The organism is Lysinibacillus sp. NPDC048646 (genome assembly GCF_050272295.1).
In the GTDB taxonomy this organism is placed as follows: Bacteria; Bacillota; Bacilli; order Bacillales_A; family Planococcaceae; genus Lysinibacillus.
In genome coordinates this window covers 378,800-404,191 of the sequence record NZ_JBNNLZ010000003.1, presented here as the reverse complement: position 1 = coordinate 404,191, position 25,392 = coordinate 378,800, and the positions used below count along the sequence as shown (strand labels likewise).

General features: G+C 33.2%; 30 protein-coding genes and 2 pseudogenes. 19 read left to right on the top strand and 13 right to left on the bottom strand.

From position 1 onward, the window contains the following. The first annotated feature begins 392 nt into the window (after positions 1 to 392). On the top strand, positions 393 to 629 hold the full coding sequence (locus ACQKII_RS06550; RefSeq protein WP_427457443.1) for a hypothetical protein: 237 nt from the start codon (positions 393 to 395) through the stop codon (positions 627 to 629). Between the two features lie 57 nt (positions 630 to 686). Further along, positions 687 to 812, top strand: coding sequence for a hypothetical protein (locus ACQKII_RS06545; RefSeq protein WP_427457441.1), 126 nt, complete (start codon positions 687 to 689; stop codon positions 810 to 812). Between the two features lie 138 nt (positions 813 to 950). Here the strand turns inward: ACQKII_RS06545 and ACQKII_RS06540 are convergent, their stop codons facing one another. After that, a complete protein-coding gene (locus ACQKII_RS06540) occupies positions 951 to 1,343 on the bottom strand; it encodes a hypothetical protein (RefSeq protein ID WP_400940565.1) in 393 nt (130 codons plus the stop codon). 158 nt (positions 1,344 to 1,501) lie between these two features. Here ACQKII_RS06540 and ACQKII_RS06535 point away from each other — a divergent pair. Both ACQKII_RS06535 and ACQKII_RS06530 read left to right on the top strand, forming a co-directional pair. Beyond that, positions 1,502 to 2,146, top strand: a pseudogene (locus tag ACQKII_RS06535) (PBSX family phage terminase large subunit); the annotation flags it as partial. Positions 2,147 to 2,315: 169 nt separating this feature from the next. Next, entirely contained in the window at positions 2,316 to 3,038 is a 723-nt protein-coding gene (locus ACQKII_RS06530; protein ID WP_427457439.1) for a M15 family metallopeptidase, read from the top strand. A gap of 151 nt (positions 3,039 to 3,189) precedes the next feature. Here the strand turns inward: ACQKII_RS06530 and ACQKII_RS06525 are convergent, their stop codons facing one another. From ACQKII_RS06525 to ACQKII_RS06510, 4 genes are all read right to left on the bottom strand, one after another. Then, a complete protein-coding gene (locus ACQKII_RS06525; RefSeq protein WP_427457438.1) occupies positions 3,190 to 3,621 on the bottom strand; it encodes a hypothetical protein in 432 nt (143 codons plus the stop codon). 211 nt (positions 3,622 to 3,832) lie between these two features. Then, positions 3,833 to 5,146 carry an Ig-like domain-containing protein gene (locus tag ACQKII_RS06520; RefSeq protein ID WP_427457436.1) on the bottom strand — a complete coding sequence of 438 codons (1,314 nt, stop codon included), beginning with the start codon at positions 5,144 to 5,146 and terminating at the stop codon, positions 3,833 to 3,835. Positions 5,147 to 5,282: 136 nt separating this feature from the next. Next, on the bottom strand, positions 5,283 to 6,290 hold the full coding sequence (locus tag ACQKII_RS06515) for a hypothetical protein (RefSeq protein WP_427457434.1): 1,008 nt from the start codon (positions 6,288 to 6,290) through the stop codon (positions 5,283 to 5,285). Between the two features lie 90 nt (positions 6,291 to 6,380). After that, the gene (locus ACQKII_RS06510) at positions 6,381 to 6,587 is read right to left on the bottom strand and encodes a helix-turn-helix domain-containing protein (protein ID WP_427457432.1); all 207 of its coding nucleotides are present in this window, start codon (positions 6,585 to 6,587) and stop codon (positions 6,381 to 6,383) included. 157 nt (positions 6,588 to 6,744) lie between these two features. Between ACQKII_RS06510 and ACQKII_RS06505 the strand changes: the two genes are divergently transcribed. The 5 genes from ACQKII_RS06505 (at position 6,745) to ACQKII_RS06485 (ending at position 9,492) form a co-directional block, all read left to right on the top strand. Next, positions 6,745 to 6,882: a hypothetical protein gene (locus ACQKII_RS06505; protein ID WP_427457430.1), complete on the top strand. Its 138-nt coding sequence runs from the start codon at positions 6,745 to 6,747 to the stop codon at positions 6,880 to 6,882. Beyond that, the gene (locus ACQKII_RS06500; protein ID WP_427457483.1) at positions 6,863 to 7,486 is read left to right on the top strand and encodes an HTH domain-containing protein; all 624 of its coding nucleotides are present in this window, start codon (positions 6,863 to 6,865) and stop codon (positions 7,484 to 7,486) included. The genes ACQKII_RS06505 and ACQKII_RS06500 overlap by 20 nt, the downstream gene beginning before the upstream one ends. A 221-nt stretch (positions 7,487 to 7,707) precedes the next feature. Continuing rightward, a complete protein-coding gene (locus ACQKII_RS06495) occupies positions 7,708 to 8,421 on the top strand; it encodes a hypothetical protein (protein WP_427457428.1) in 714 nt (237 codons plus the stop codon). 410 nt (positions 8,422 to 8,831) lie between these two features. After that, the gene (locus ACQKII_RS06490) at positions 8,832 to 9,095 is read left to right on the top strand and encodes a hypothetical protein (protein WP_427457427.1); all 264 of its coding nucleotides are present in this window, start codon (positions 8,832 to 8,834) and stop codon (positions 9,093 to 9,095) included. Between the two features lie 4 nt (positions 9,096 to 9,099). Beyond that, on the top strand, positions 9,100 to 9,492 hold the full coding sequence (locus ACQKII_RS06485; protein ID WP_427457425.1) for a hypothetical protein: 393 nt from the start codon (positions 9,100 to 9,102) through the stop codon (positions 9,490 to 9,492). A gap of 581 nt (positions 9,493 to 10,073) precedes the next feature. On the opposite strand, the gene ACQKII_RS06480 is transcribed toward ACQKII_RS06485, so the two are convergent. Beyond that, positions 10,074 to 10,535, bottom strand: coding sequence for a DUF4365 domain-containing protein (locus ACQKII_RS06480; RefSeq protein ID WP_427457424.1), 462 nt, complete (start codon positions 10,533 to 10,535; stop codon positions 10,074 to 10,076). Positions 10,536 to 10,661: 126 nt separating this feature from the next. Here ACQKII_RS06480 and ACQKII_RS06475 point away from each other — a divergent pair, with 126 nt between their 5' ends. The 5 genes from ACQKII_RS06475 to ACQKII_RS06455 all read left to right on the top strand — a co-directional run bounded on the left by ACQKII_RS06475 (position 10,662) and on the right by ACQKII_RS06455 (position 13,877). Continuing rightward, positions 10,662 to 11,312, top strand: coding sequence for a hypothetical protein (locus tag ACQKII_RS06475; RefSeq protein ID WP_427457422.1), 651 nt, complete (start codon positions 10,662 to 10,664; stop codon positions 11,310 to 11,312). Continuing rightward, positions 11,302 to 12,234, top strand: a complete 933-nt coding sequence (locus tag ACQKII_RS06470) for a hypothetical protein (protein WP_427457420.1) — start codon at positions 11,302 to 11,304, stop codon at positions 12,232 to 12,234. Before ACQKII_RS06475 ends, ACQKII_RS06470 begins: the two co-directional genes overlap by 11 nt. A 92-nt stretch (positions 12,235 to 12,326) precedes the next feature. Next, a complete protein-coding gene (locus tag ACQKII_RS06465; RefSeq protein ID WP_427457418.1) occupies positions 12,327 to 12,791 on the top strand; it encodes a hypothetical protein in 465 nt (154 codons plus the stop codon). Positions 12,792 to 12,983: 192 nt separating this feature from the next. Then, entirely contained in the window at positions 12,984 to 13,376 is a 393-nt protein-coding gene (locus tag ACQKII_RS06460; protein WP_427457416.1) for an IS3 family transposase, read from the top strand. Between the two features lie 3 nt (positions 13,377 to 13,379). Continuing rightward, complete coding sequence (locus tag ACQKII_RS06455) at positions 13,380 to 13,877, top strand: transposase (RefSeq protein ID WP_427457414.1); 498 nt, start codon at positions 13,380 to 13,382, stop codon at positions 13,875 to 13,877. A 106-nt stretch (positions 13,878 to 13,983) separates the two neighbouring features. Here ACQKII_RS06455 and ACQKII_RS06450 read toward each other — a convergent pair whose 3' ends face one another. Together ACQKII_RS06450 and ACQKII_RS06445 are read right to left on the bottom strand one after the other, a co-directional pair. Next, complete coding sequence (locus ACQKII_RS06450; RefSeq protein ID WP_427457412.1) at positions 13,984 to 15,390, bottom strand: YfcC family protein; 1,407 nt, start codon at positions 15,388 to 15,390, stop codon at positions 13,984 to 13,986. A 158-nt stretch (positions 15,391 to 15,548) separates the two neighbouring features. Next, positions 15,549 to 16,871: a MarR family transcriptional regulator gene (locus ACQKII_RS06445; RefSeq protein ID WP_427457410.1), complete on the bottom strand. Its 1,323-nt coding sequence runs from the start codon at positions 16,869 to 16,871 to the stop codon at positions 15,549 to 15,551. Between the two features lie 524 nt (positions 16,872 to 17,395). Between ACQKII_RS06445 and ACQKII_RS06440 the strand changes: the two genes are divergently transcribed. From ACQKII_RS06440 to ACQKII_RS06420, 5 genes are all read left to right on the top strand, one after another. After that, the gene (locus ACQKII_RS06440; RefSeq protein ID WP_427457408.1) at positions 17,396 to 17,623 is read left to right on the top strand and encodes a hypothetical protein; all 228 of its coding nucleotides are present in this window, start codon (positions 17,396 to 17,398) and stop codon (positions 17,621 to 17,623) included. 192 nt (positions 17,624 to 17,815) lie between these two features. Next, positions 17,816 to 18,082, top strand: coding sequence for a hypothetical protein (locus ACQKII_RS06435; protein ID WP_427457406.1), 267 nt, complete (start codon positions 17,816 to 17,818; stop codon positions 18,080 to 18,082). 117 nt (positions 18,083 to 18,199) lie between these two features. Next, the gene (locus tag ACQKII_RS06430) at positions 18,200 to 18,457 is read left to right on the top strand and encodes a hypothetical protein (protein WP_427457404.1); all 258 of its coding nucleotides are present in this window, start codon (positions 18,200 to 18,202) and stop codon (positions 18,455 to 18,457) included. Between the two features lie 287 nt (positions 18,458 to 18,744). After that, positions 18,745 to 19,005 carry a hypothetical protein gene (locus ACQKII_RS06425; protein WP_427457402.1) on the top strand — a complete coding sequence of 87 codons (261 nt, stop codon included), beginning with the start codon at positions 18,745 to 18,747 and terminating at the stop codon, positions 19,003 to 19,005. Between the two features lie 207 nt (positions 19,006 to 19,212). Further along, the gene (locus ACQKII_RS06420; RefSeq protein ID WP_427457400.1) at positions 19,213 to 19,509 is read left to right on the top strand and encodes a DUF3221 domain-containing protein; all 297 of its coding nucleotides are present in this window, start codon (positions 19,213 to 19,215) and stop codon (positions 19,507 to 19,509) included. Between the two features lie 769 nt (positions 19,510 to 20,278). Here ACQKII_RS06420 and ACQKII_RS06415 read toward each other — a convergent pair. The 5 genes and pseudogenes from ACQKII_RS06415 to ACQKII_RS06395 form a co-directional block, all read right to left on the bottom strand. Then, on the bottom strand, positions 20,279 to 20,461 hold the full coding sequence (locus tag ACQKII_RS06415) for a hypothetical protein (protein ID WP_427457398.1): 183 nt from the start codon (positions 20,459 to 20,461) through the stop codon (positions 20,279 to 20,281). 1,053 nt (positions 20,462 to 21,514) lie between these two features. Then, positions 21,515 to 21,670 carry a YjcZ family sporulation protein gene (locus ACQKII_RS06410; protein WP_427457396.1) on the bottom strand — a complete coding sequence of 52 codons (156 nt, stop codon included), beginning with the start codon at positions 21,668 to 21,670 and terminating at the stop codon, positions 21,515 to 21,517. Between the two features lie 1,634 nt (positions 21,671 to 23,304). Further along, positions 23,305 to 23,508 carry a cold-shock protein gene (locus ACQKII_RS06405; RefSeq protein ID WP_053582012.1) on the bottom strand — a complete coding sequence of 68 codons (204 nt, stop codon included), beginning with the start codon at positions 23,506 to 23,508 and terminating at the stop codon, positions 23,305 to 23,307. 587 nt (positions 23,509 to 24,095) lie between these two features. Beyond that, positions 24,096 to 24,473 carry an SET domain-containing protein gene (locus ACQKII_RS06400; RefSeq protein ID WP_427457394.1) on the bottom strand — a complete coding sequence of 126 codons (378 nt, stop codon included), beginning with the start codon at positions 24,471 to 24,473 and terminating at the stop codon, positions 24,096 to 24,098. Positions 24,474 to 25,200: 727 nt separating this feature from the next. Then, positions 25,201 to 25,311, bottom strand: a pseudogene (locus ACQKII_RS06395) (YjcZ family sporulation protein); the annotation flags it as partial. Between the last annotated feature and the right edge of the window lie 81 nt (positions 25,312 to 25,392).

Sequence of the window (25,392 nt, the reverse complement as noted above, 5' to 3'; positions counted from 1 at the left end):
ATTACATGCCTTGGTCGAATAATATCCAAGCCACATGTTCAAAATAGCCAGTTATCTGAAAAAAACTCAGATAGCTGGCCATTCGTCGTGCGTACAGAGAAGGTGCGCTTATTTTTGTATTTCGGGCTTACCGTTAACTCTTTCTGAAGATGTTTGGAGTGAAATTGAAAATTTAATTGAAGATGGATCGAATCAATCGAAGGTGTTAAGAAGCCTTATAGAAAAGGGATTGAAAAGTTAAAGTTAAAGTTAATGCACAATATGAGTAAATTACGCAATAACTGAAAATAAAAAAGCCGCAGCGTCTTCACACGCTACAGCCCAGAATTGGTTCATGCCCTTTAAGGTTTGTTAGTAACAGTAGTATATCATAACTTAGGAGGGCAAACCTAATGGGCAAACAAGGGCAAGTATTAACATTTACACAGGATAAGCTAGACGCAATGATTACAGACTACCACTGGATGGTTAACGCCATCAAAGAAATGCGAGCAGAAATGGTTGTCGGGGCAAAAACGGCACAATACGGTATTGAGGCTACATTACCAAAGGCAGTAGGCGGTGTAGGTGATCCGATTATGCAGGAAGCTATTAGACGTTCAAAGAACATCAAGCGTGTTGCAGAGTAGGAGAAGAAGCTTTTAGAGGTTCAAAATCGGGTCGATCGAGTTACTGGAGACAGAGAAATGCAAGTGCTGAACTGGATGTTAGATGGTAAATCTCAACGTTGGATAGGTCAGCACATAATGGCTTTATCGGCAACTAGTATTAAACGTATTAAAGATAACATTGTAAAACAGATGATGGCGTGATGTGGGGGCTTGTGCCCCTACGAATTTATTGCCACAACTTTGGATTGTGGCAATAAAAGAGACTTTCTCTTTAGGATATTTGTTAAACCTTCACGCATATTAATAATCATTTCTAATCATGGTTTATATTGTTCGTCCTCAAATACCTGTTTTATATTTAGAAATATTTTTTTCTTTTTCAAAAATAGAAGTATTCTGTTCATATTTTTTGGGATTAGATAACTTTTCAAGCTCTTGTATCAACATATCCTCTAAGTCTATGGACTCTTTCATGTTTTCTTGGGTTTGTTTAACCTCCCTAACAAGTAATCTAACTAATTTTTGTCCATTCGATTTCACAAGATATGTACGTATATAACCATCTTCATATCTGGTTTCGAATTTAGGTTTGATATTTTTTTCGTTTTCGTCTTCGTCTTTGTCTTTATTTATATTTTTAATTCCAAATAAATCTAAGAGACTTTCATTTTTTATATTTTTATTTACCTCTGTTTTCAAATAATTTAATGTATTACTGGTTTGAATTTTCATTAATAATTCTCCTTAATTACAAAATTTTTAAATCAAACATTTTAGTTAAATTTGAAATAGGTTTTTGGCATTTTTTATACTTTATTATAACCTTTTAAGTTAATAAATACATTTTTTTGAAAATTCTTTTAGTATTTTTAACATCAATTTGCTGATAGCGAGACTGGGAAGGTAAGCGTGTGATGCCTCAAGGTGTTATTTATGGCATGTTTAACATGAAAGCTAATGTGTTGCCAAAAATACGAGGGCAAATATACGAAATGTTTTTCGTGGCTGATGGTGGTCAATCTGATGCTACTTCATGTAGCTGTAATATCGTTGTGAGATATGAGGATAAATTCAGGCTATTGCGTGTGGCTAACTACTACCATAGTGGCGCTGAGACAGGTCAAGTTAAAGCAATGTCCACTTATGCAAAAGAGTTAGTTAAATTTAAAGAATGGTGTGTTAAAACGTTTGAGATGCGTTACACAGAGTTCTTTGTTGACCCAGCATGTAAATCACTAAGAGAGGAATTACACTTGTTAGGTATTCAGACAAAGGCAGCAGACAATAATAGCAAAGATGTTACAGGAAGCTCGAAAGGGATTGAGGTCGGTATTGAACGACTACAAAACTCAATCACTAACGAGCAATTTTTAATTGTGGAGACAGATAGTGAATACGATCATTACGACTTATTAAAAGAAATTGGCATGTATGTCCGTTTAGATAATGGCGAACCAATTGATGACTTCAACCACGCACTGGATGAGTGCCGATATGCTAATAACTACTTCTTCAAACGATATTTACGTGGGTAGGTGATGCGATGAAACTTAAAGATATTTTTAGTCGAAAGAGAAAACAATGTTGTAAGTGTTATAAAACATTTTATAAACCATATACACATTATTACTCTGACTTTCAATTCAAAAGATTGTTATCGCCTTGTTGTAAAAAAGACTATATAGAAGTATAGGTGGTGATGACATGTTCAACAAAACAATTAACTGGATGAAGGGGGTGATGGCTAAATTGGGGTTAGTGCAAAAAATAAAGGATGTCTCGGATATCAAAAAGATACCGATGTCAGACCAGACCTATAAAGAAATCGAAAAGTGGCAGCAAATATACAAAGGTTACTTTAGTGAATGGCATGACGTATTTTATCACCGCAGCCAAGAACGGCAAAAATATCTATATGCTCAGGGGCGTACAAGATCAGGGCAAATAGTTACCTGGACATTAAACAGTAATCATAAATCACGTTTAGCGTGGGACATTGCTGTTGATCCTCCACAATCATTATATGATGTGACTACTTTAAATAAAGTCGGTGCAATTGCTAAGAAATTAGGCGTTGAGTGGGGAGGCACTTGGACGAATGCTATTGATCGTCCGCACTTTGAGGTTAAAGCTAATTGGATTATGCCAAAGGGTTATAAGTTAGAAGGTACTGTAATCGTGCCAAGTAACAGCAAAATGCAAGTCCAATTAATTGTGGAAGACAAAAAGGAGGAAATCAAAGTGACTCAAACATGGTATCCAGGATCACCAGCTATGAAAACTGCAGAAAACTATATCGCACAGGCGGTAAAGGATGGTATTATCCAGGCTTCACATTTGAAGGATTTACAGAATGGTACAATGACTACGGACCGTTTAATGGGGTTGTATATTACGATTCAGCAGCGTAGAAATAATAAAAAATAGTTAAAATCAGCACAGTACTTATCGAACTTTATCATAAAAATACTAAAGACCAAGATAGCTTAATGCTGTCTTGGTCTTATTGTTACAAGAGTTATAGAATTAAATATATATTTTAAAAATTATTTTTTTCTAAATATGAAATACTAATAAATTAATACCAAGTTACTTTTAAGTCATAATACGATGCACTAAGACCCGGTCTAGTATCTACTACTTCAATATAATTCCAACCTTGAGTTAAATCATTTGCTAATACACCAGGATCAGATCCAACCTCGATAAAGTTCCCATTTAGTATACTCAATTTATGAGAACCCATACTATCAAATCTTACAGAAACTCCATCATAACCATCGAAGTAAAATTTATAGTATTTAATAGGGTTATAAGTGGTAGTATAAGAGTTTCCAATACCTCCATTCTTTAGTTCATAAGCTCGATCATGAATACTACTGTATGTATTTATAGTAGAAAGAGTTTGAATTTGATTTGTATTTTCTGTTTCAGCCGCTGATACACCACCAGTTAAGCCACTAAACAACCCTAGAGAGATAACAGGTACAAGTAATAATTTTTTCTTCAAAATAAAACCTCCTAAAATTTGAAATATATTACAATATTATAATAACATAAATATTTTTAGATGGTCAACCAATTATTGGATTATATTGCGAAGATGTTGTACTTCAGTATGCTAAACAAGCACTTAAAACACAGGTGGAAAAATTATTATTAAGTCACCAAAATAAATAACCAGGCGCTCATTTAAAAGTGAGTACCTGGTCTTTTTGTGTTTAGTATTCTCTTACTTCAAATGAAGCAATCTTATCATGTACGATATATTCCGTTACTTTTTTATAAGGTGAAATTGTTTTTGAGAATTTGAATGTTGAAGTACCTTGAGCACTTTCAAACCAATTTAAGTAATTGTTTAAAACTGTATTAGTTACATCATATTCTTTTGTTATGCCGTTTACTAACGTGATACTTAGAATAGCACTTGATGATTCATTGTTTGGTTTCTTAACGATAACTGTAGCAGTTGCAACTAGTTCTGTATTTTCGACCTTAGCGAAAATAGTAGCTTCGCCTTCGCGAATAGCTGTTACATTACCATTCTGGTCAATTGTAGCAATTGTTTCATCACTTGAAGACCATATTACATTTTTGTTTAATGAGTCTTCAGGTAAGACTGTAGCTGTTAATTTATCTTGGCTACCTTCTAGTAGTTCTAATACATTTCTGTCTAATGTAATTGATTCAGATTCTGTATTTCCTCGCTTCTTAACAATTACAACGCAGTTGGCAGTAAGATTTGAATTTGGTACTTGTGCTGTGACTGTAATTACTCCTTCTTTAATAGCAATGACATTTCCGTTTTGATCAACAGTTGCAATAGATTCATCACTACTCATCCAAATTACATTTGCGCTATCTGGAGTAACTGTTGCTGTTAGTTTTTCTGAGTCACCTTCAAATAATTCTAGATTATTTTTATCTAAAGTGATGGATTCTACTTTAGGAATTTCGTTCTCTGATATTAAATATCCATCTACATCAATAGCATCAATATCAAAGGGTCTATCATTAGCCTTAACGTTTTTAATCACTACAGTATGTGTTCCTGGTGTTAAATTATTTTTTTCGTAAGTTATAGTTCGTAATGTAGTTATATTTGGATCTGAACTTTGAGAAAAAACATCAACTACTTTGCCATCTATACTTACTTCAATATTTGTAGAATAACCATTGGCTTTTGTTGATATAATTCTTAATTTAGTTCCGCTAAAATTGAAAGTTGCTGAACTGTTATTATAAAACTGTGAAGACCTATCTTTGTAATACGGAGTGCCAAAAGCAGATCTAACGTGTGAAGAATTCCCGATAATAATTTTTTGGTTCTTGTCATCATATCTTTTCCACCCAATTTCGGGATTCTTAAGCACACTACCAACTACTGCACTATTTTCAGGAGTGTTATTTAAATTAGTAACACCTTCCTCATAATCAACTGCTTCTGCTGCTGATGCTCTTTCAACATTAAAACTAATTAGAACGAACAGCATTAAAGCCAGATAAATAAAACCTTTTTTAAATAAAATATTCACTTATGTATCCTCCTTAAAAATTGTTGAAGGTAATTTCTTTAAATAACCTCCAGAAACAACTTTAACCATTTCGAGACTTATTTACCATGATAATAATCGGTTATTTTTGATAATAAAAAAGCCACTCGGTGAGTGACTATTTTTTATTTACTGGTACAACTACTGTTATTTTATCACCAATAAATCTGTTATCTTTTGAAGTACTATCAAATACAAATTTTAATTCTTTTACTCCTTCTAAACCTTCTTCTCCTAAATCAAAGATAACTTCACCTTTTTGAATTACCTTTCCTATAAACTCAGATTCAAAAGGAGAAATCATTACATTTGAATCGATTTGACGCTTTGTATCAGTAATCATTTTAGCTGTGTTAGGATGAAAATCAACTGTGTCGTCAGATAAATTTTCTCCTGTCATAGATAGGATAAGGACATTTGTTTCAGCAGCTGTTTCAATCAAATCAGGATTTTCCGCCTTTAATTTAGCCGTTTTAATTCCATCAATAGTAAATTCAACATCAGCACTTTTGTATTTATCAGTTGGTGCTTCATACAAATCAGTGATTGTATATGTACCTGCAAAGTCATCTTTTACTACATCACCGACATTAGCTACAGTTAGATTATCTGCTTTATTTACTTTGCTTTCTTCTTTGATTTCAACGTTAGTAGAACCTGTTACAGCTTTTTCAAGTGAAGCTGCATACTTAGCGAATTCATTATCTTCCATATCGCCATTCATTTGAATTAAGAATAAGCCACTCTGATGTGTGTGTGAATAAAACATTGGTCCTGAATTACCTAATTCATCGTAGTAACTTTTAGCTTTTTGTAAGTTTTCTTCACTATCAAATAAGAATAATCGACCACCTGAATCATCACCAAGGGAAGGAATTAAAACTCTTTTTCCTTCCTTGCGGATATTACCAAATTCATCATTTGGTAAATCAGAAACTTCTCCTATTTCTAAACCATCATCTTTAAAATGTTGAATTACATCATCCGTTGTTTTAGCCAAAACTTTTTGTGGTTCTTCAGTTTTAGCATCATTCTCTTTAGGTTTATCTTCCTTTGATGAATCTGCTCCACAACCAGCTAATCCCAAGCTTAATACTAATGCAGCACTAAAAATTAATTTTTTCATTTCAATAATTCCTCCCTCTATATTTCCATTTTAGGTAATTCGGAGTGAAAAGTACATATGAAAAAACAGACAACCTTAATTAGTTATCTGTTACTTAACCTCAAATATTTCATTCATGTCTGTAATTTCTAAAGCCTTTATAACTTTAGTTGCATACTCTCTATTAATAGAAGTTCGTCTATTTGTAGCCAATTCACTTATTACAGTTGTTGTGACTCCTGTTTTTTGAGCTAGTTCTAACTGTGACATTCCCCGTGCTTGTAAAACTTCCTTCAACTTAAACTTTAATTCAACCATGTAATTCAACTCCTTGTTTTAAAATTCCTTAATTTGATTATACACAAATTATTACATTTAATAAATAAAATCATTGAATTATTATATTTAATGATTTATAATCAAATACATATATAATTAAATTATTATATTTAATAATAAATGGTAGGTGAAAACGATGGCATTTGAATACTTAGCAACATACACAACATTTGAATCAATAGCAGATATGGATAAGAGTGTGGAGGACCACATAGCAGCGCACTATTACGATTTAACAGAATCAGAAACGTGCCATCGTTTTCAAGCTTGCTAGTCATTCACTGGAATACCCAGGAGCTTGTCGCTTAAAAGCAAGGACGATTGCAGAAGCATTGGAAGTTAGTACAAAGACGGTTTATAGAAGTATTAAGAAATTAGCTGAGTTAGGCATCATTGAAAAAGTACCTGGTACGAAATCAAACGGCATTAAAGGTGCTAGTATTTATCGCATTTTACCTTATGTCCCATCGAGCGTGTCCCAACGAGAGACAGTCTATGAAGCATGTAATGACGCGGTTTGTCCTCCACAATCTGAAAATCAATCATCTAAATCTTTTAATCTTTCTTCTTTTAAAACAAGCACTTTACAGCAAGTATATATAGATGCTCACGCTGAAAAAGAAGCTTGTAAGGAATACATGAATGAGTACCAAGTGATGCTATTTGATTTCATGCACAGCTTACCTTTATCGGATAACTTGAAAGATGAATTGCACAAGGCTGTATTAGCTACTCAGGTTCATAGTGCAACTGACTTCATAAAAGCTAAGAACGTGCTATTTAAAATTGCTATGGATATTAAAGATGGTGTATTGACAGTTGCTAGTACATTAAGAGCTGTATTTGTAGGGGCATATAGTAAGGTTGTTGAGCGTTAATTCATCATCTAATAGAAGAAACTCAGAATAGAGAGCGTCCAGTGCCGTTTTATAACTGGCTTAAGGAGCGTGATAGTCGTCCACAAGCAATAGTTCAATGTGCACCAGCGTTAGAAAATTGGTTGGAATGGTAAATGGAAATAGTTATCCAAATAAAATTTTATTTGAGGTATTATTAAAATAGTTCGATCAAAATTGAACTAGAGGGAGGAGTATGTAATATGAAAATAAAAAGCGTTGTTATTACAATTGTCGCATTTTTATTTATAGTTATTACAGGGTGTAGTTCTGGGATAGAAGAAGAGTCTATGGGTGAAGTTGAAAAGGAAATTTATACGCAAGAACTGGTAGAGTCTATGTTCAGTGAAGACAATCTGGAAGCAGCGAAAGAACGACTAGAGGAACGGGGCGGCTCAGATTATATGATACCACATGAGTATACTGCTATCGGAGAAAATCAATCAACTGTAGTAGAACTTAAAGAGTCGGACATTTTAGACGGAGAAGATTCTAGTTTTGAAAAGTATGACAACGTAGGAGAAATACGTCTTGATACGTTAGAGCTGGACTCTACTTTTGAGGATCAAGATAAATATACAAATGTGCTGCGTACAGAACTAGGAATGGGGGATGATTATTATGCAAAGCATTATCCTCTATTGTGGACAGCCGGTATTCTTACAGATGGACTCAAAGAGCATAGTGATGGCACTATATCTTTTTATCTAAGTAAATACTCTGTGCTTATAAATTGTCACTTTCAGGGCGCTAACCCTGACGTGAAAGAAAAAATTATCAGAAACATGCAGCACGCATATAAAAACAATACACCTATAATTGTCTATGGAGAATATGAGCAATTTCTGGACGAAGAAGGATACTCTGGCTATCGTCTTATCATTCATCGAATAGGCTTTAAAGAGGTCATAAATTAATAAAAGAAAAACTAAGGATTTGATAACAATCCTGAATTATTCATGGAAATGATTTTTAGAAATTTGCCAAATAAGACCACTCCGTGATGGGTGGTCTAAAAAGTTAGTATTACAATACATGCTAATGGATAAGTTTTTAGTTGAAATTACACATTTTCATGGTATTACACAGATATTACACAAAAATAAACTAAGCCCTTGATATCAAAGGGTTTTAAGTTCAATAATACACGTCCTCCTGGGACGTCAAAAAACAGGGTTTGAGGCCTTGGGGTATAAGGGTTTGAGAGGAATTAGGGATACGGTCAGGGCTTCGGTCTGGATGACTTTATCCCTTTTTTGTACCATTGTGATTTTATTACGAGACCAGAATCATCTTCCAATCAATTCTTGAATGGAGGATTTTTTTTATGACTAAAAAGTCGGGATTATTTGAAGTAGAAGTTGATTTAAACCTTTTAAAGTTTGAGAATGAGGCAACTGTTAAGCATGGAAAAAATAATTCAAAAATGATAAAAGATGCGATTCAAATTGTGAAAAGACAAATGATTTCCAGTGGTCTTCGACCTCGAACAATAAAAGACTATGAAACAATTGTAAATCACTTAAAAGATGCACAGACTATTACGTTTTTAAATGACATAAACATTAGATACAATTTACTCTTGGCTTGAAAACATGCAAGTATCAAAACAAACAAAATTGACGAGATTAAAAGCACTTAAGTCATTCCTAAGTAAATGTTATATAAATGGTTGGTATGAGTCAAAATTTTGGCAAGATGTGAACCTCAAAGTCGATAAAAAAGTAAAAGCTGGGGCAAATGAAAAAGATGTACAATTATTGATTTCCCTTTTAGATTTAAATACTTTTATAGGTCAAAGAGATGCTGTTGCAATATTAACAATGTATAAAACTGGGATTAGAATAAATACTTTAGGAAAACTTGAAGAAAAACATATTGATTTTGATGAAAAAACGTTGGTTTTAGAAGGGGAAATTTTAAAAAATCATAAGTTATTGAAGTTACCGATTGATAATCAATGCTTTTGCTCGGTTTACATGCGATAGGTTTACAACAATTCTTAGAACTTATTTCCGATGACACCAAAGCCTTGTTACGAAAAATGTTAGATGAACAAAAGGAGGATAAAGAATGACTGTATATTAGATGTTAAAAACAATCAGCGTTGTTACGTATGAAGCACAGGAAACTTTTGGGAGGCGGTTCAGTAGCAAACTATGCATTTTCAATTGCAACGTTTATTAGCTCAGGACCAATTGCACTAGTTGGACAGGACTTAGCCTATACTAGAGTTGGAGTTTGCTGAAGCTTATTTAGATGTGCAAATTCTGCTTAGAGCAGGAATATGTAAGTATGTTGAGGTAGATAAAAAAATGAATGCGGAATGAACGTAAAATAAGAATATTATCTGTTGTTTATTCAAATTTTGATAAGATTTTTTAAAAACGAGTTAAAAAGAGCCTCTAATATGTAAATGAATAATCAGCATTTATAATTGAGGCTTAGTTTTTGCTCGAAAATTTTAAAATAGATTTTTTCATGAGAACATCCACCTATTTTGCTTTGCAAAGTTTTGGGGTGGTTATTTTTATTATGGTTGTACAAAGTTTAAATTCATATGTACTTATTATAAAAAATCTTGTATTGAATCTTCAAATTTAAAGATTTCGAGAATGGAGTAATTCTTTTTAGATATATTAATTCCCCATTCAGGTTTACTTGTTTGTTCTGGTTTATCGTAATTTCTGTCAACAAATATTTCATTCGGTACTTCCCATACTTGTGCAGGAATAAGAAAAACATCAGGCATTTCACCAACATTAAAGATTAATAGAGCCAGGTATAGGTTTTTATTCGTAATGTCGAATTTACTTTTTTGCATAAACACATAGCCTGTGCCTCTAAGAGATTTAACCTGTATTTCACAGAAACGACCATTCTTATCTTTAATAATAAAATCAATACCCCTGTCATCCACCTCTGTTGTGTAAACTTCTAATCGATACGAAGCAAATTCCATTTTTGCAAAATACTCAGCGTATTTTCCTACTTGTAAAGAATTGAGTTTTGTCCAATCAGTATTTGGCATCGCTATTCCTCCATAGAATTTATATATTTTATGCAGACTTTTCTAATATCAAATAATAACATAGAATTAAAGTACGGAAGTTTGAAATTTCAATTAATATTATTTTATATAAAGAGGAAGGTATTTATGGATAAATATTATTTCAATCTCATGCAATTTTTCGAGGGGTATGTAAGGAATTATCGCAGAATGAACTTATCCCATTTACATAATGTTTCTATGTTCACAAAAAGGGAAATTGACTTTTTTGCTCAATTAGGAGAAATGCTTGGCTTCGATGCATTCATTGAAGATTCGAAGTTTGATAAATCAAAAGGGCGTTCCCGACCAATGGATTTATCTTGGTGGAAGTGTGATGCCCGATTTGATGATGAACATTTTTTATATCTTGGCTTACATTTGGAGAGGGAGAGTATCCCGAAAAAAGATGTTGAAACAATAGAAAAGCTATTTTCGCAAACAGAAGAAGGATATATTCCACATAATGTTATAGGTATACAATACATTAAATCTGCTGATAGGGTAGATTATCTAAATGAATTGATTCTGCGAAAGAATAAAATTCAAAAGTCGAATGTTTTAATGGTTTACCGTTATCACGATAATGAATTTGATTTACAAAGAGTTCGTGCGTATAGTATTACCCCCGAAGGATTAATTGAGGAGAGAAAAGCCATTTTCAAATATGACCAGTCAGGCTATTGTTATATGTGCTTTGATGAGGATTTTGCCCCGTTACAAAATAATAAAAGAATCACTGATTCGATTGAGTTTTGAAGAAAATGGGAATTTCAATAGTGCGGAGCAACTGTTCTTAAGAACAATAACCAATAGGGTTTTGGAAGAAATAAAGAGGGATGTGATGAAAATGTTTTCTCTTGAAGAATACATTTCAAAAAGAAAAAGAGAAGATAAAATAAATGAATATGATATTGATACAAAAAATGAAAATATACGTGTTTGTGTGAATTATGTTTTTGAATATTTTAATCAATATTTGAATATTGAGGAGATGGAACAAAAAACATTCTTATATGAAGAAAGGTTAGTAAAATTTAGAAATCAATTGGAAAAGTATGAAGATGCTGTTCAAGAATGGCTTGTCGATATTTATGATGTTCATGAAAAGCAAATCCATCGTTCTATTATAAGTTTTTTAAAAAAAGAGGAACTTTTTCTTTTGTATAACACTGAACATGAATTTAGGACTTGTTCATATGATTGTTATGCCCATCTTATAAAAAAGAACCCATTTTTAAAAGGTCAGACAGAGATGTTATTCAATTTAATAAAAGATTACCATCGGATTGAAAGTGAAAAAGAGTTAAATAATCCTTCGATATTTTTGACTGAGGATATAAATGAATGGCTGGAAAGTACTTGGAGTAAACACAAAGTGAATATTTGGGCGTTTGCTTCCAATTATTTATTACGTTTTTCTGATGATGATTCTTTATGGCCAGTAAAACATAAAATTAAAACCGGTGAAAATTGGCAGCCTTATATTTATGATTATAAACAAAAAACAAATCTCTTTAATCTAAATACTCGTTACACCAAAATTTCAAGGAAGCCTTTTATAAAAGGGAAGAAGCAGTTTCTTGAAGTAATTTTGATGTACATATGGTTACATGATATATGGGGAGACAATGAAAATTATTGGGAAGAATACTGTACTAAGGTGGTTAATAATTTATAAAATTAATTTTCAACAGAGCCATAAATCTCCTATGGTTGATAGTCGGGCATCGGAAAATTTATGTTTTTTTAAAAAGAAGGGGCGACGAATAATTGAACATGGTTGTAGTATTTGAAGAACAGGTTGTTAAGAAAACAGAACAAAAATTGAAGCAGACTTTAGCAAAGTTAAAAGAAGATGTACATCTTCAACAGAATCTTAGGGAATTGACTGATTTAGCATCAACATTGGAAAAATATAAAGTTATCTTAGAAGATTTTCATATAAATAAAGAGAATAGAGATAAGCGGATAGAGGAAAGAAATGAACTTTTAGAGAAACATGATAAAATATATTCTGAATTGATATTAGAAGGATTTGAAAATTCATGGATAACAACTATTATTAAACATGAAATGGAGAATTTAAAAAAGGTTACTAAAGATGCAAGGGAGGATGCGTACAAGGAACATTTTGGAAAAGTTGATATTGAAGATATTGATATAATGGACGACCGTTGGGAACTCGTAGGACAACAAATAAAACAAGTAAAAGATAAATATATTAGAGGCAATTGAAGCAATTTGAACTGACTCCCAAAAGTTAGACCAAAATCTAACGATTGGGGTGTATTAATTTTGGTAAAGTACGATTATGAGTTTAAAAAGAAAGTTGTTGAAGCTTATTTTCGAGGTGAGGGCGGTTATAGGCATTTAGTTATTCAATTTGGAATTTCAAGTCATGGAGTGGTTAGAAGGAGGGTTAAGCAGGTGACTGCACAGGGATTTGATTCTCTTCGGAAACGGAAAGACATGCAGGTTACACTACTCAATTTAAAAGCGACGAAGTTCCCTAAAGCGACTTATATGTATTGGCAGAAACGATTTGATCGAGAAAATCCCGATAAGGAAATTGAGCGTGTCATGAAAGAAATTTTTGAAGAGAACGATGGCAATTATGGTTATCGCAGAATGGATGACGAATTGCGTGACCGTGGAATCATTGTAAATCATAAGAAAATTCAGCGTATTAAGCGGAAACTTGGTCTACAAAGCGTGAAGTTTACGAGAAAATCTCGCAAATATAGTACATACAAAGGTACCGATGGAACCGTTGAGAAGAATCGTATTCACCGCCGATTCTATACATCCATTCCACATTAGAAATTGACAACGGATACCTCTGAATTCAAGTATTTCGTTACTGGAAAAGATGGAAAAGTAACCATTAAGAAGGCTTATTTAGACGCCTATCTAGATATGTTTAACGGTGAAATCATTTCCTATCGATTATCTGAACGACCGAACGCACAAGCAATTCATGACGCTCAACTAGAGGCAATAGAACGAACATCCGATTGCCCGTATTGTCGAACCTTTCATTCAAATCGGGGATGGACATATCAGATGAAACAATACGTCAATCTACTGAAGAACAATCAAATATTCCAAAGCATGTCTCGAAAAGGAAACTGCTTAGACAATTCGCCAATGGAAAACTTCTTCGGCTTATTAAAACAAGAAATGTATCACGGAGTTATCTATACTAGATTTGAAGAAATGAAACAAGCGATTGATAAGTATATCTACTACTACAATTACAAGCGAATAAAGAGTAAATTTGGATGTAGCCCAGTCACCTATCGTGAAAGATTGGCTGCATAAAAGAAAAACCAGAATGGAGAAATCCATTCTGGATAAAGTCTACTTTTGGGGTTCACTACGGAATGTAGATTCTACTTTCCTCACAACCTGTTCACCTAAATTGATACTAAGAGATTCCTAGAGCTACGGCTACAATTAATGCAATACATGCGATGACTGCCCATCCAAGAATCATCTTCCAAATAAATTTTATCCATTTTTCATAAGGAATACCTGCTACTGCCAAATATGCCATCAGGGCAGATGAAGTAGGAATAATAGAGTTCGTTAAAGAGTCCCCATATTGGAATGCTAATACAGCAACTTGACGCTCTAAACCTAGTAAATCTGTAATAGGGATCATGATTGGCATTGTTGCTGCCGCCTGACCACTTCCAGATGAAATAAATAAATTCAATATCGCTTGAATAAATAACATTCCGATTGCACTGATTGCATGAGGTAAATGACCAATCGTTTCGGACGCAGCATAAACAATCGTATCAATAATTTTCCCTTGCTCAAGCACAACAGTAATTGCGCGTGCAAAGCCGACAATTAAAGCACCAAATGTAACAGCTTTTGCCCCTTCGATAAAGGAATCGAAAATCGAACCAGGTTTTAACCCCCCGATGAGACCAGCAATTATCCCCATAATTAAAAAGGATGCTGTTAATTGCGTTAAAAACCAACCCCAGTTGAAAACACCATAAATATTAAAACCAATACCACATGCCATCACAAGAAACACTAGTTTATGTTTCCACGTTAATGAAGGAATATCGATAATCGAATGATTGGCTTTTGCCTTTTGTTCAATCTCATAAATGACACTCGCTTGCGGATTCTTTTTTACTTTAAAGGCATAACGTGACACGTAGAAAATTGAAAACCCTAGCACAAAAATATAGACGACTGCCCGGAAGCCAATCCCTGAAAATAAAGGTACATCAGCTAAAGATTGCGCTACACCTACTGTAAATGGATTTAACATACCGCCAAAAAAACCACTGGCAGCACCGAGTGTTATCATGGCAGTCCCTGTTACGGCATCGAAGCCCATTGCGCGTGCTATGGCTACACCAATTGGTACAAAGATAATCGTTTCCTCTGCCATCCCCATTGTAAAACCACCAACAGAGAATAGAATCATAGATAATGGAATTAGTAATTTTTCTCTACCTTCTAAAGCTTTAACCCCTTTATAAACGCCAGTTTCAATAGCACCAGTAGAACGAATAATACCAAATACACCACTTACTAAGAATATATAAAAAATGATTTGAGCCCCTTTTTCAAGACCCATCGGAATTGCTGTAAACATCTCAAAAAATGACACAGGATTACTTTCAATATGATGATAACTGCCATCTACAACAAGCATTCGACCTTCTTTATCCTCTACACGGTCAAACTCACCTGCAGGAATAATATAGCTTAAAATACCTGCAAGAAAGATAATAGCAAAAATGATTGTATAAGTATGAGGCACCTTAAGCCAACTCTTCTTTTTTCTACCTAGTTCATTCTCCATATATACACCCCTATATAAATACCAGATATTCGTGCTTTCGACATAATGTTTCTCATGTTTTCCTTAATGCTTCTATATGTCTCCCTTCTTAAACCTTTTGTCGTTATATGTCGTTAATTGAAAATAAATATACAATAGATTAAATTTATTGTAAAGTGTTAATTTTCTGTTATTTTAGAAATTAACTGCGTTGTTGCTTTATAAACCTTTCTAGGGCGGCCCTGATTGTATGGATGTTCTTCACCGGTTAATAATAAATAGTCGTTATCCATTAATCGATTAATAATTCGTTCAGCAGATCTACGGGAAAGGTTCATATATTCTGCTAATTCAGCTGCTGAAAAAGGACGATTATTATTCATGCTAATAAACTGCTTCATTAATTTTAAATTTTTTGCACTCATTTTTATTTCCTCAGCTAACGCTAAAACTTGTTTATCGTTATTCAATAACGAGATTTTTCGCTCATTCTCAAAGAGTGATCCGCGTAATCGACTTTCTTCGTCAACTAGGCATAAAACAGATGTTTGATCTTTAAATTTATTCGTGAAAAATAAAGCCTGCGATGAATGAATCTCAGCTTCATAGAGAGAATAACCAATTCCTATACCAATTTTGAAAAATGTCTCAAACTGCTTTTCCAGTTGAGCAATTAAGGATTGGAAATAAGCAATATTTGATTTTCTAATAGCTCCTCGTGTGGCATAAATTACAAAAGGCTCACTTTGTGATTGTGAAACTCGCGCATTAAAGATTTTGCTTATTTTTTCTATACTTTCTAAGAATAAATGGTTGTTTACAAGTGATTTCTCTCGACTAGAAATGGATACAACAGCTATTTGTGATGACGACAATAAAGAATATTTGTATGCATCAATCGCTTTAGATACTGTTGATACAAAAGTATGTTTACTATCAACCATATAGGTTGAAGGGATTCCTAATTGATTTAAAGCAACAAATACAGCGTGTAAACAAGTCAGCACATGCTTCGTTTTACCTGCTTCATATAAATTTTTATGGAAGTGAATATATTCCTCAATTTGAAAATCATTTATTTCTCGTTGTTGCGCATACACCCAAGCGTAGTCCTTTAAAAAAATGGGGTCAGCTCGTATTCCCGCTTCCTTTATTACTTGATAAAAGCTTTCCTTGTTTGGCAAGTCAATCGATATACTGGCTAGGTCGATCTTTTGGCTGTGTGTAATGGACAATAATGAAATCGATAACGATAATTCGTCGACAGGAATATAAGTTGCTTGCATTTTTTGTGCTTGTATTTTTTTATAACAATAATAATAAGGGATGGAGCCAGCAAATAATAAAATATCTGATTTGGAGGCTGCTCCATCAATTAAATCAATGCTCTCTTCAGGTATAGTGTAAGGAAAATGGATAAATTGCACTTTAGGAAATTCTTTAAAATACTCTTTTATATTATCCCAAAAAAATAATGAACCAATAACTGCTATTGTTTTCATATTTCCCCTCCGATATGTATTTTTACTATGGAAAAAGTCTTTCTTCTCGATTAAGCATTTCGTGAATTTTTAATTTCTCTGGACTACTTCCTAGTGTGAATTTCTTGCAAATCTCATCTAAGTGTGAGATTTTGTAGACCCTTGAAAGAGCACTTCTACACATATAAACAGTCACCAGAGGTTGGATTCGTTTCCTTCCATATACGATTATTATAGACGCTAATATTATTCCATTCTATATGTGTTTAAGGGAATTCGATGAATAAACATTGATTGCTATTTCTTCATCTCGTTCTGCCATCTCTTTTCATACATGCGCGTAATGATCAAGTGTTGTTTGGATATCTGAATGTCTAAGCGTTTACGGAAATGCGTTAATCAAATTTCCTTACAATAATAAGCACGTTCGCTTGTACGTGTGTTCTGAAAAGAAGCGCTGGAGACTACTGAATCGGTAGTCTCTTTGTATAATTACAATACATTCCATTAATACTATCATGTAGGTAGAATGGAGGTGTTGACTAATGGATTATGAATATACAGTGAAGTTTTACTTTGACGAAAGTCGTGAAGAAGAATATAAAATCAAGGCTAATATTGGACAAGAAACATTTACAGAAGAAATTTCTAACGGGTTCAATGAGAAGTCCTGGTATTCATTTACTGAAACAGAAAATTATAAAACGATTTTAATTAGTACTAAAGATGCTTATAAGGTAGTAGTAAAACAAGATATTTTAACATTTGATTAATCCAATGTATTAAATCACATCTAACAAGGTGTGGCTTTTTATATGAAAATAATATTGTTAAAAAAGTTAAACATCTTTATAATAGTTAAATCCAATAAGAGATGGTTTCATGTCCTAAGATGTTTATTAATATCTCTAGTGTCAAACTACATCCTAATGATGCCTTTATAGATAGAAAGGAAGAGTCAATCAATGCTTAAAAACTCAAACATTCAAAGTGAGATATTAGATACTAAAAATATTTTAGGGAAATACAAAGAGGATATAGTTGTAATTCAACAATCCTTAAAACAACTAGAGCATGTCATTACTAAATTGCAAAGTGAAGGATTGGTTGAAATAGAGAAGTTAGCTAATGAATTAAGTATGTTACAGAAACTCTCAACGAGTATAGAATTTAAAGCTAAATGTCTTATTTGTAATAACGGTGAAACCATCGAGACATCAACACCTGAATAAAATATAGATATCTAGTCACATCCAATGGGTGTGGCTTTTTATTGTAAAATAAAAGAGAACAAACGTTCTTTTTGTGTTAAAATTATTCCATCAATATATTATGATGGAGGGGTTACATTGGATAAGGATAAATTCTTTAAAGAACTAGAAGTCTTCATTAAAGATGTAAGTGATAAAAAATTACCTAAAAAGCTTCAAGTGACTATTACCTACTCAACTGGAGAAAAGGATGTATTAAACGTTTCTGATGTCTTTTGGGCTAATATGTTTGTAGCAACCAAAAATAGAGATAAATATTGTTATGTTCATAATCGGCTAATTAACCTTGACCATGTTGTGAAAATGGAATACGAAAAAATACAAGAGACTACATAGGTCTACATTCAATTGAGTGTAGGCTTTTAATTATGCCTTTTTAAATAAAGAAAAGATGCCATTATGTATTTTGTTACTTTTACCGTATGACAATGCCTTTGTTAGCATTGCCACCTTCCTTTTTATAAAAAGAAGATTTTGATAATAAATAACAACAGTAAGAGTTCACTAAAAGTGAGCCTTATCTCGATACATATTGGCATCTTTTCACCGTCTTTTTATTTAGTTGATATTTATTATATTCAATATATTCCAGTTAGACAAGATTAATTGTGGAGGGATAAATAATGATAAAAGCAAAAGCTATTACAGTATCACTTGAAATGGACACCGATAAGGTGCAATTAAAGTTACGAGCAATTGTAAATCATGCAGGAGCATTGGCTGATGAGTTGGATAGGATTGATTCTAATGATTGTACAGAACTATCAGCAAAGCTAATTAAATTGCCTGAACACATGTTAGAACTCAATAAACAAAATGAAATGTCTATCTGTTCATGTGATGAACGTATAGTCAACAAATGGACGCAAGATGAAAAATGGTAATAACCTCCGGGTAAAAAGTTTTGAATTTTTTTCGAAAGATAGGGACCTGAGTGAGGGTGTTCTGTCCAGGTTTATAAAGGTTCCTATTTCCACGCGAGAGGGGGAGGGGGTTAAATTATGGATTTAGAATTATCCTTCAACTAATTGGAAGAACAGGTGTAACTTATTAAAAATGGATGCGTCTACTTTGAAAATGGAGGGAGTGCTTTGAAAAGACTGGTATTCTTATGTATAGTTATGCTCTTTTCAGCTGGATGTGGTACGACAGTAAAAGACAAGGGTACAGTGCTAAATACGGCAACGATTGAGGGATATATAACAGCAGCGGCATCTGGAAGATACCTAGTAGTCAGCAATGAGCCGCTTCATTTAAATGAAGCGAATCCTCAGTTTGTGAATGCAATATGGGTATCGACAAAAGAAGTTTTAGAAGTTGGTGATTATGTAAAGGTATGGGCAAGTACAATTCTAACGTCTTACCCTGGTCAAACAAGTGAAATCTAAAAAACGCTGGAATATAATATTAGTGGATGTTTTTTATTAACTATATTTTTCAACCTCATCCACTATATATCCCGGAATAATTATATTCCCCTCATACGCCACAAGAAACAGATGCCAAATACTAAAAGAATATCCATTCCTATATATTTTTCAAATGATGTTAAATTCACGAAACTAACAAATAAAAATAAAAACACCCATTTCAGTTTGCATAGTTAGAACGGCCATTGATTAGACGCGTATCGAGTTAAGGTCTCCTAAAATGCAAATACCCTCAAATTAACAAATGAACGAATCCGGCCCTTTTTCTATTGAATCCAATAATCATAACGTCCCTTCATTAATCCCTTGGCTAATACTGCTCTATAAATCTTAAATAACTCCAGCTGGAACGATAATTATTGACGGAAAGATATTGAAGTGGGGGTCAAATCCCAGGTTGATATTTAACCAAAAGAAAAACGCTTGAAACCTTATAAATACTGGATTTTAGGCGTTTTTTGTGGGTTGAATGTTGAAATTGGCGGATCTTGGAGTTGCCCACAGAGTTCATATACAACAAGTAGATTAGAGGGAGGTAGATCACTTGCGATATATAAGCGGAACTTTAAGAAATACCATCGCTGCGAATAGCGTTATTCAGGAATACATTTATCCGAAACAATATATATTGAAATTTAAATTTTAAAATAACGAAAAAAAGACTAGGTGCTCAATTCGTGAACCTGGTCTTTTTGTGGGGCAAATGATTAAATATAGCCGCCGTTATTTATTCTTTCATTTTTATTGCTCTAATAATTAGTAAAATTCCTACAATACATAAACTCCCTAATAAGGCATAAAGGATTATAGTCCATCCTTCACTAACTCTTTGAAAATATTTAATAAATAAAGACACCCCATAGGTGCACATTAAGGTACCCCATATAACCCAAAGTAATTGTAATTTCATATAATCCCTCCATGCTGCCCTTTATTAACTAAGCCAGCTAGTTGCTAATATTAGTATTGGTAAAAAGAAATATACAATCGATATTAAACCTTTAAATATTGAACCTGAACATTTATTTACGGATATATACTTTGACAATATTATCAACTTTGAAATAAATGACATTCAACTTATTGCGAAAATCGGAGGTCAAATTTCTTCAGCTGGTGGATATATAGGCGATATTCGAATTACCTATATGTTTAAGGATAAAATGTACCAAGCAAAATCAATTGAATTTGAACCTTATGAATAATGTGTTGTTATACAAATGGATGCTTTAATGCCTGCAAATGTTAATTATAAAGGGTTCTAATTACGCTAATAAATCTTCTACGCTATCATCTCAAGACCTAAAGCAAATGGGATAAATTACCATTAATTTAATGATTATTATAATTTAAATATAATAAATTCATACATTAGTTCATTCTTTTTCATAATTTCAGTTTAAGAATAACATTCTCCACAATTTTAGTATCTTCCTTTTTCAAACTGTTAGCTCAATAAGAAGCACCAATGAAAACAAATTATTAATGGCAAAAAGAAAAATTTTACTAAAATTCATACAGGGTTTTCATCGAACATGATTTAAATGGATAATTTGAATCGCGGTCATAGAACTTAAGACCTGTCAATGTAGACTATGTCTAATTTTGTTGTATATAAACTTAGTTTCATAAGTGTGAGCCAAAAGGAGAATGAATGTTAGTACCTTTATATATCACTAACGTGCATAGCTATTCCGTAAACCGTGAAAAGATTTGGAAGCAGTTTACGGAATACTTGGAGGAAAAACTATTAAAAGGGTCACCAGGCTGGGAGCGACCCTTTCGTCATAACAGAAGTGCCTAAGCTGGTAGATTAGCATTAAACTTCTATTATGATAGCTTGTAGAAGGGATTATGGAGATTATCGATTGTTGCCAATAATGGAGGCGCTAACCTTTCACTGTTACTTATAATTTGAAATGAAGCTAAAGCTTAATTATTCTACACTTAAAAATTGGAAATATTAATATCCTTTATTCATGAAAGTAGCGCCAACAATAATTAGAAGAATGAATAGGACAACGATTAGAACGAATGTTGAACTATTATCCTTGCCATAGTCCATGCCATAGTTTCCACAGTAACTATTATAATTACCTACATTTCCGGAGTATCCCATAAAAATCCCTCCTTTCTATAATCTAGAGTATGTATAATGTAGAATCGAGACACGGTATTCACCTAATCAATATTTCCTTTTGAAAAAACAATTATGTTACGGATTTTGAGAAATAAGACAATAAAAAGTCCGCTCGCACGAAAGTGACCACTGGTATTGTTGCCCCGTATAATTAAGTCGGTGAATTGTTTGGTGGACTTCGACTACAGCAAAAAAAGCATAAGGAGAGCGTCTAGTGCTTTTTTAAAATATTGGTTAAATGAATGTGACAGTCGCCCACAATCGAAAGTTTACTGTGAAGCAGTGTTAGATATTTGCTTTTATGGTCAATGGAAAAAATTATTCAAATGAAACTGATTTACTAACCAAGGAGTTTAGTTAAAGAACGAAATAGTTGAATCTAAAAGAGAATTTGGTCGTATACATATTAATATGTTTATTTGGAGGTAAATTATGGATAATTCTTATAAGATCGCTATAATCGGTGGGACGGGGAAGGTGGGACGTCAAAAGCACCATTTATCTCTAATTAATATTGTCTCTTCAACGAAAGGGAGCTTTGCTTGAATAATCTACACATGGGTCGGTATTAAATCAGTCACAAACCTTTGATACAATTGGATTTGTGAGAGATTAGGGATTCAGAGGGCATCGGTCGCTGTGTAGAATCCCTTTTTTATGGATTCGACGAGAACACTCGTGACTTCAGTCGTGAGAGGTTCAATACCCTTAAAATGACGTGCAAATAGAAACGAAACTATCTTCCAATTCAAACGAAATGGAGGATTTTTAAATGGTAGTGGATCAAACAAAACTACAAGCTTAAAGGTTTTGAAATCATTCTTAAGGATGTGCTTTAACAATGAGTGGTTGAGTAAGATCTTTTGGCAATCAGTCAATGTGAAGGTGGAAAAGAGGGTTAAGAGTGTGCAATAAGACCGTTACAAAAGCCGATGCAATGAGTTCTAAACCACTATGAATAACAAGCAAAGAACAAGGTGCTACTTTTCCCTTCTGCTGTACAAAGGGCGAAGGACACCTTTGTCGTTCGAATCAATTCAGTCTAGCCAAGTGGAAGCGGGCGCTCTTATTTGTTTCAGCATGTTCACTAAATGGCTACCTACAAAATGTGAATCCATAATGATTACTTTGTAAATTAGAATAATTTATATAAAAAGTGGTAATAAATATGTGTAAAAAAGGGTTGAACGTTATGGAATTTTATAAAGATAAAGAAATTTACTGTTACAGTTGTCGTAAAAAGACTTTATTTACATGTAAAGATCAGCATAAAAAAAGTGGAGTAGACAGTCATTGTAGTGAATGTTTTGGTATATGGTTTGAATGGCAAAATCGAGCAGTGGAGAGAGAGATGGAAAAGTGGGTTGCATATAACCAAAGGATTGTAAATTAACGTAATGCTCTATCTTTAACATTCACTAGTTAAAAGACTCTATAATAGTGATGTTTTAGATAAAAAATATGTACTTATAGAAGTATAAAACACTTATTCATTCTACTGTTATAGGGGAATGCAATAACCTGTCTCCCCATTACAATATGATAAATTTGTTATATAAAAAGAGGCATCCTACTGAAAGGATGCCTCTTTTTTATGGTTACATCATTAACAATTAAAGTTTTACGATGTTTGTAGCTTGTGGTCCACGTTGGCCGTCTTCTACTGAGAATTCAACTTTTTGACCTTCGTCAAGTGATTTGAAGCCGTCACCTTGGATAGCTGAGAAGTGAGCGAATACGTCGTTTCCGCCTTCTACTTCGATGAAACCGAAACCTTTTTCTGCGTTAAACCATTTTACTGTACCTTGTTGTGTCATTTAAATGACCTCCATTAATTTTATTAAATAATATCATATTACGTCGAAAGTAAAAAATTCACATATTACAAAAAGTACCTAATAATACACGATTACTCTTTGTAATATGTGAATTCATAGTTTCTTAAAAACGATCTTATTACATTTATTATATTATAAAAAATCATGTTTGTCTAGTGCAAAAGCAAATATATTAACTACCAACATTTTGCCCATAGTTAACATGTTAAATTCTATAGTTAATACAGTAGCAAGTACGCCCTGGATTACCCCTAAATAACAAAGTATTCATGCTTCTTGAGACACCCGAATTTCCACTAACTTGTTAGCAATCATCACGCAATTACGTCAAGGCTAGTACGATTTTCAATCCTCCTGCTGAAATAACAAGGAGGCAACTGCCATTACCATCGCTGGGAGGGGGAGAACCAGCTTGTTAAATAATGAAACAGGGGTTACACTTGCTGCAATAATACAGACCTTCCCTTTATCGTCAATATCTAAATCAATTCCATATCCAGGTGTTTGAATATAATTGTGTTCATTATGTTCGATTCGGTAAAGGTCTGATTTATTTTGTTATCCTTTTAGTCCTTATTAAACCACAGTTCATCTTTGTCATCAACGTCACCATTATAATTAATGAGAATTTCATCTCCTGCTTTTATATCTGTATAAGCATAGAAGTCAAATGTGTGATTTTTAAAATTAATCTCATACGTTGCATTAGGTTCATAGGAATGATTAAACAACATTCCATAACCAAGAAGGATAGCAGAATACCCTATCCCATACTCGAAAGCATAATCAGCCAGTAAGGTTTGCTCAATGTGCTGGTGCTGTTCGTTTGGATAAGAAATAACAGGTGCTTCATGTAAAAGCTCTCCCTTTTTGAAATCACTCGTAGCAAATACCCCTCTATTAAATTCTCCATCACTTAATGGAGATGTTTTTACCTCAATCATGTTTATTCGCCTACTCACTTTAAAATTTTCTTTCTAAGAATAACATTAATTTGAACATTGAGCTTCTTTTTTTGAAAAGAGACACGTCAATATGTCTTTTTATGTACTTGCTAAGAGATAAGAGAGGGAGAAATATTAGGTTCCCCAATTTGAAATAGTCGCTTGTATACGAAGTGTCACACATCAACCATGCACAGCAGGCGATTATCGATGCACATAAATAGAATACTTATTTATTCAATTTTTTTCTAGACAGCTTTTGTTGAAAACATAGCAATAACAAGGTTCTATCGAAAATTAAATCCCCTCCTAGTACTACGTATTGTTGTTCGGTAAGAATAAGTTTGCACGAGCTGAAAAGCGCATAAAACCCTTCAATATCGAGGATTTGATGCGCTTTTCGAATACCTTAGAAAATGTGTGCCAAGACAGACGCTGTTTGTTTAGTCTGATCGAACTCTTTTTTATTACTTGAGGCATGAGGACGGTTATTAAGATAATCATTCGAATGACAGGATTGACAAGAATACAACGAGGAAATCCAACAATAGCGTTTCAATCCCATACGAATTTATTGTAGCTTCGTACCTTGAGATAGCAAATAAAATTAAAGTAAGTTGAGAGAGATTTCATGCATATAACTTTTTATTATGAAAGAAGAAAAAATCGAAGAATTAGAGTTGGAGATCAAAGAGTTATTAAATAAAGAACTTGAAGCCACAATAAATTAACAAATGAAACTAGCGCCAACAATAATCAGAAGAATGAATAGGACAACGATCAGAACGAATGTTGAATCATTACCTTTACCGCTGTCACAGCCATAGCCTTGATATCCCATGAAAAACTTCCCTCCTTTTATAGTGTGTTTCTAATCAATGGAAAAATAAAAAAATTATATGAACTAGGTACATTACCA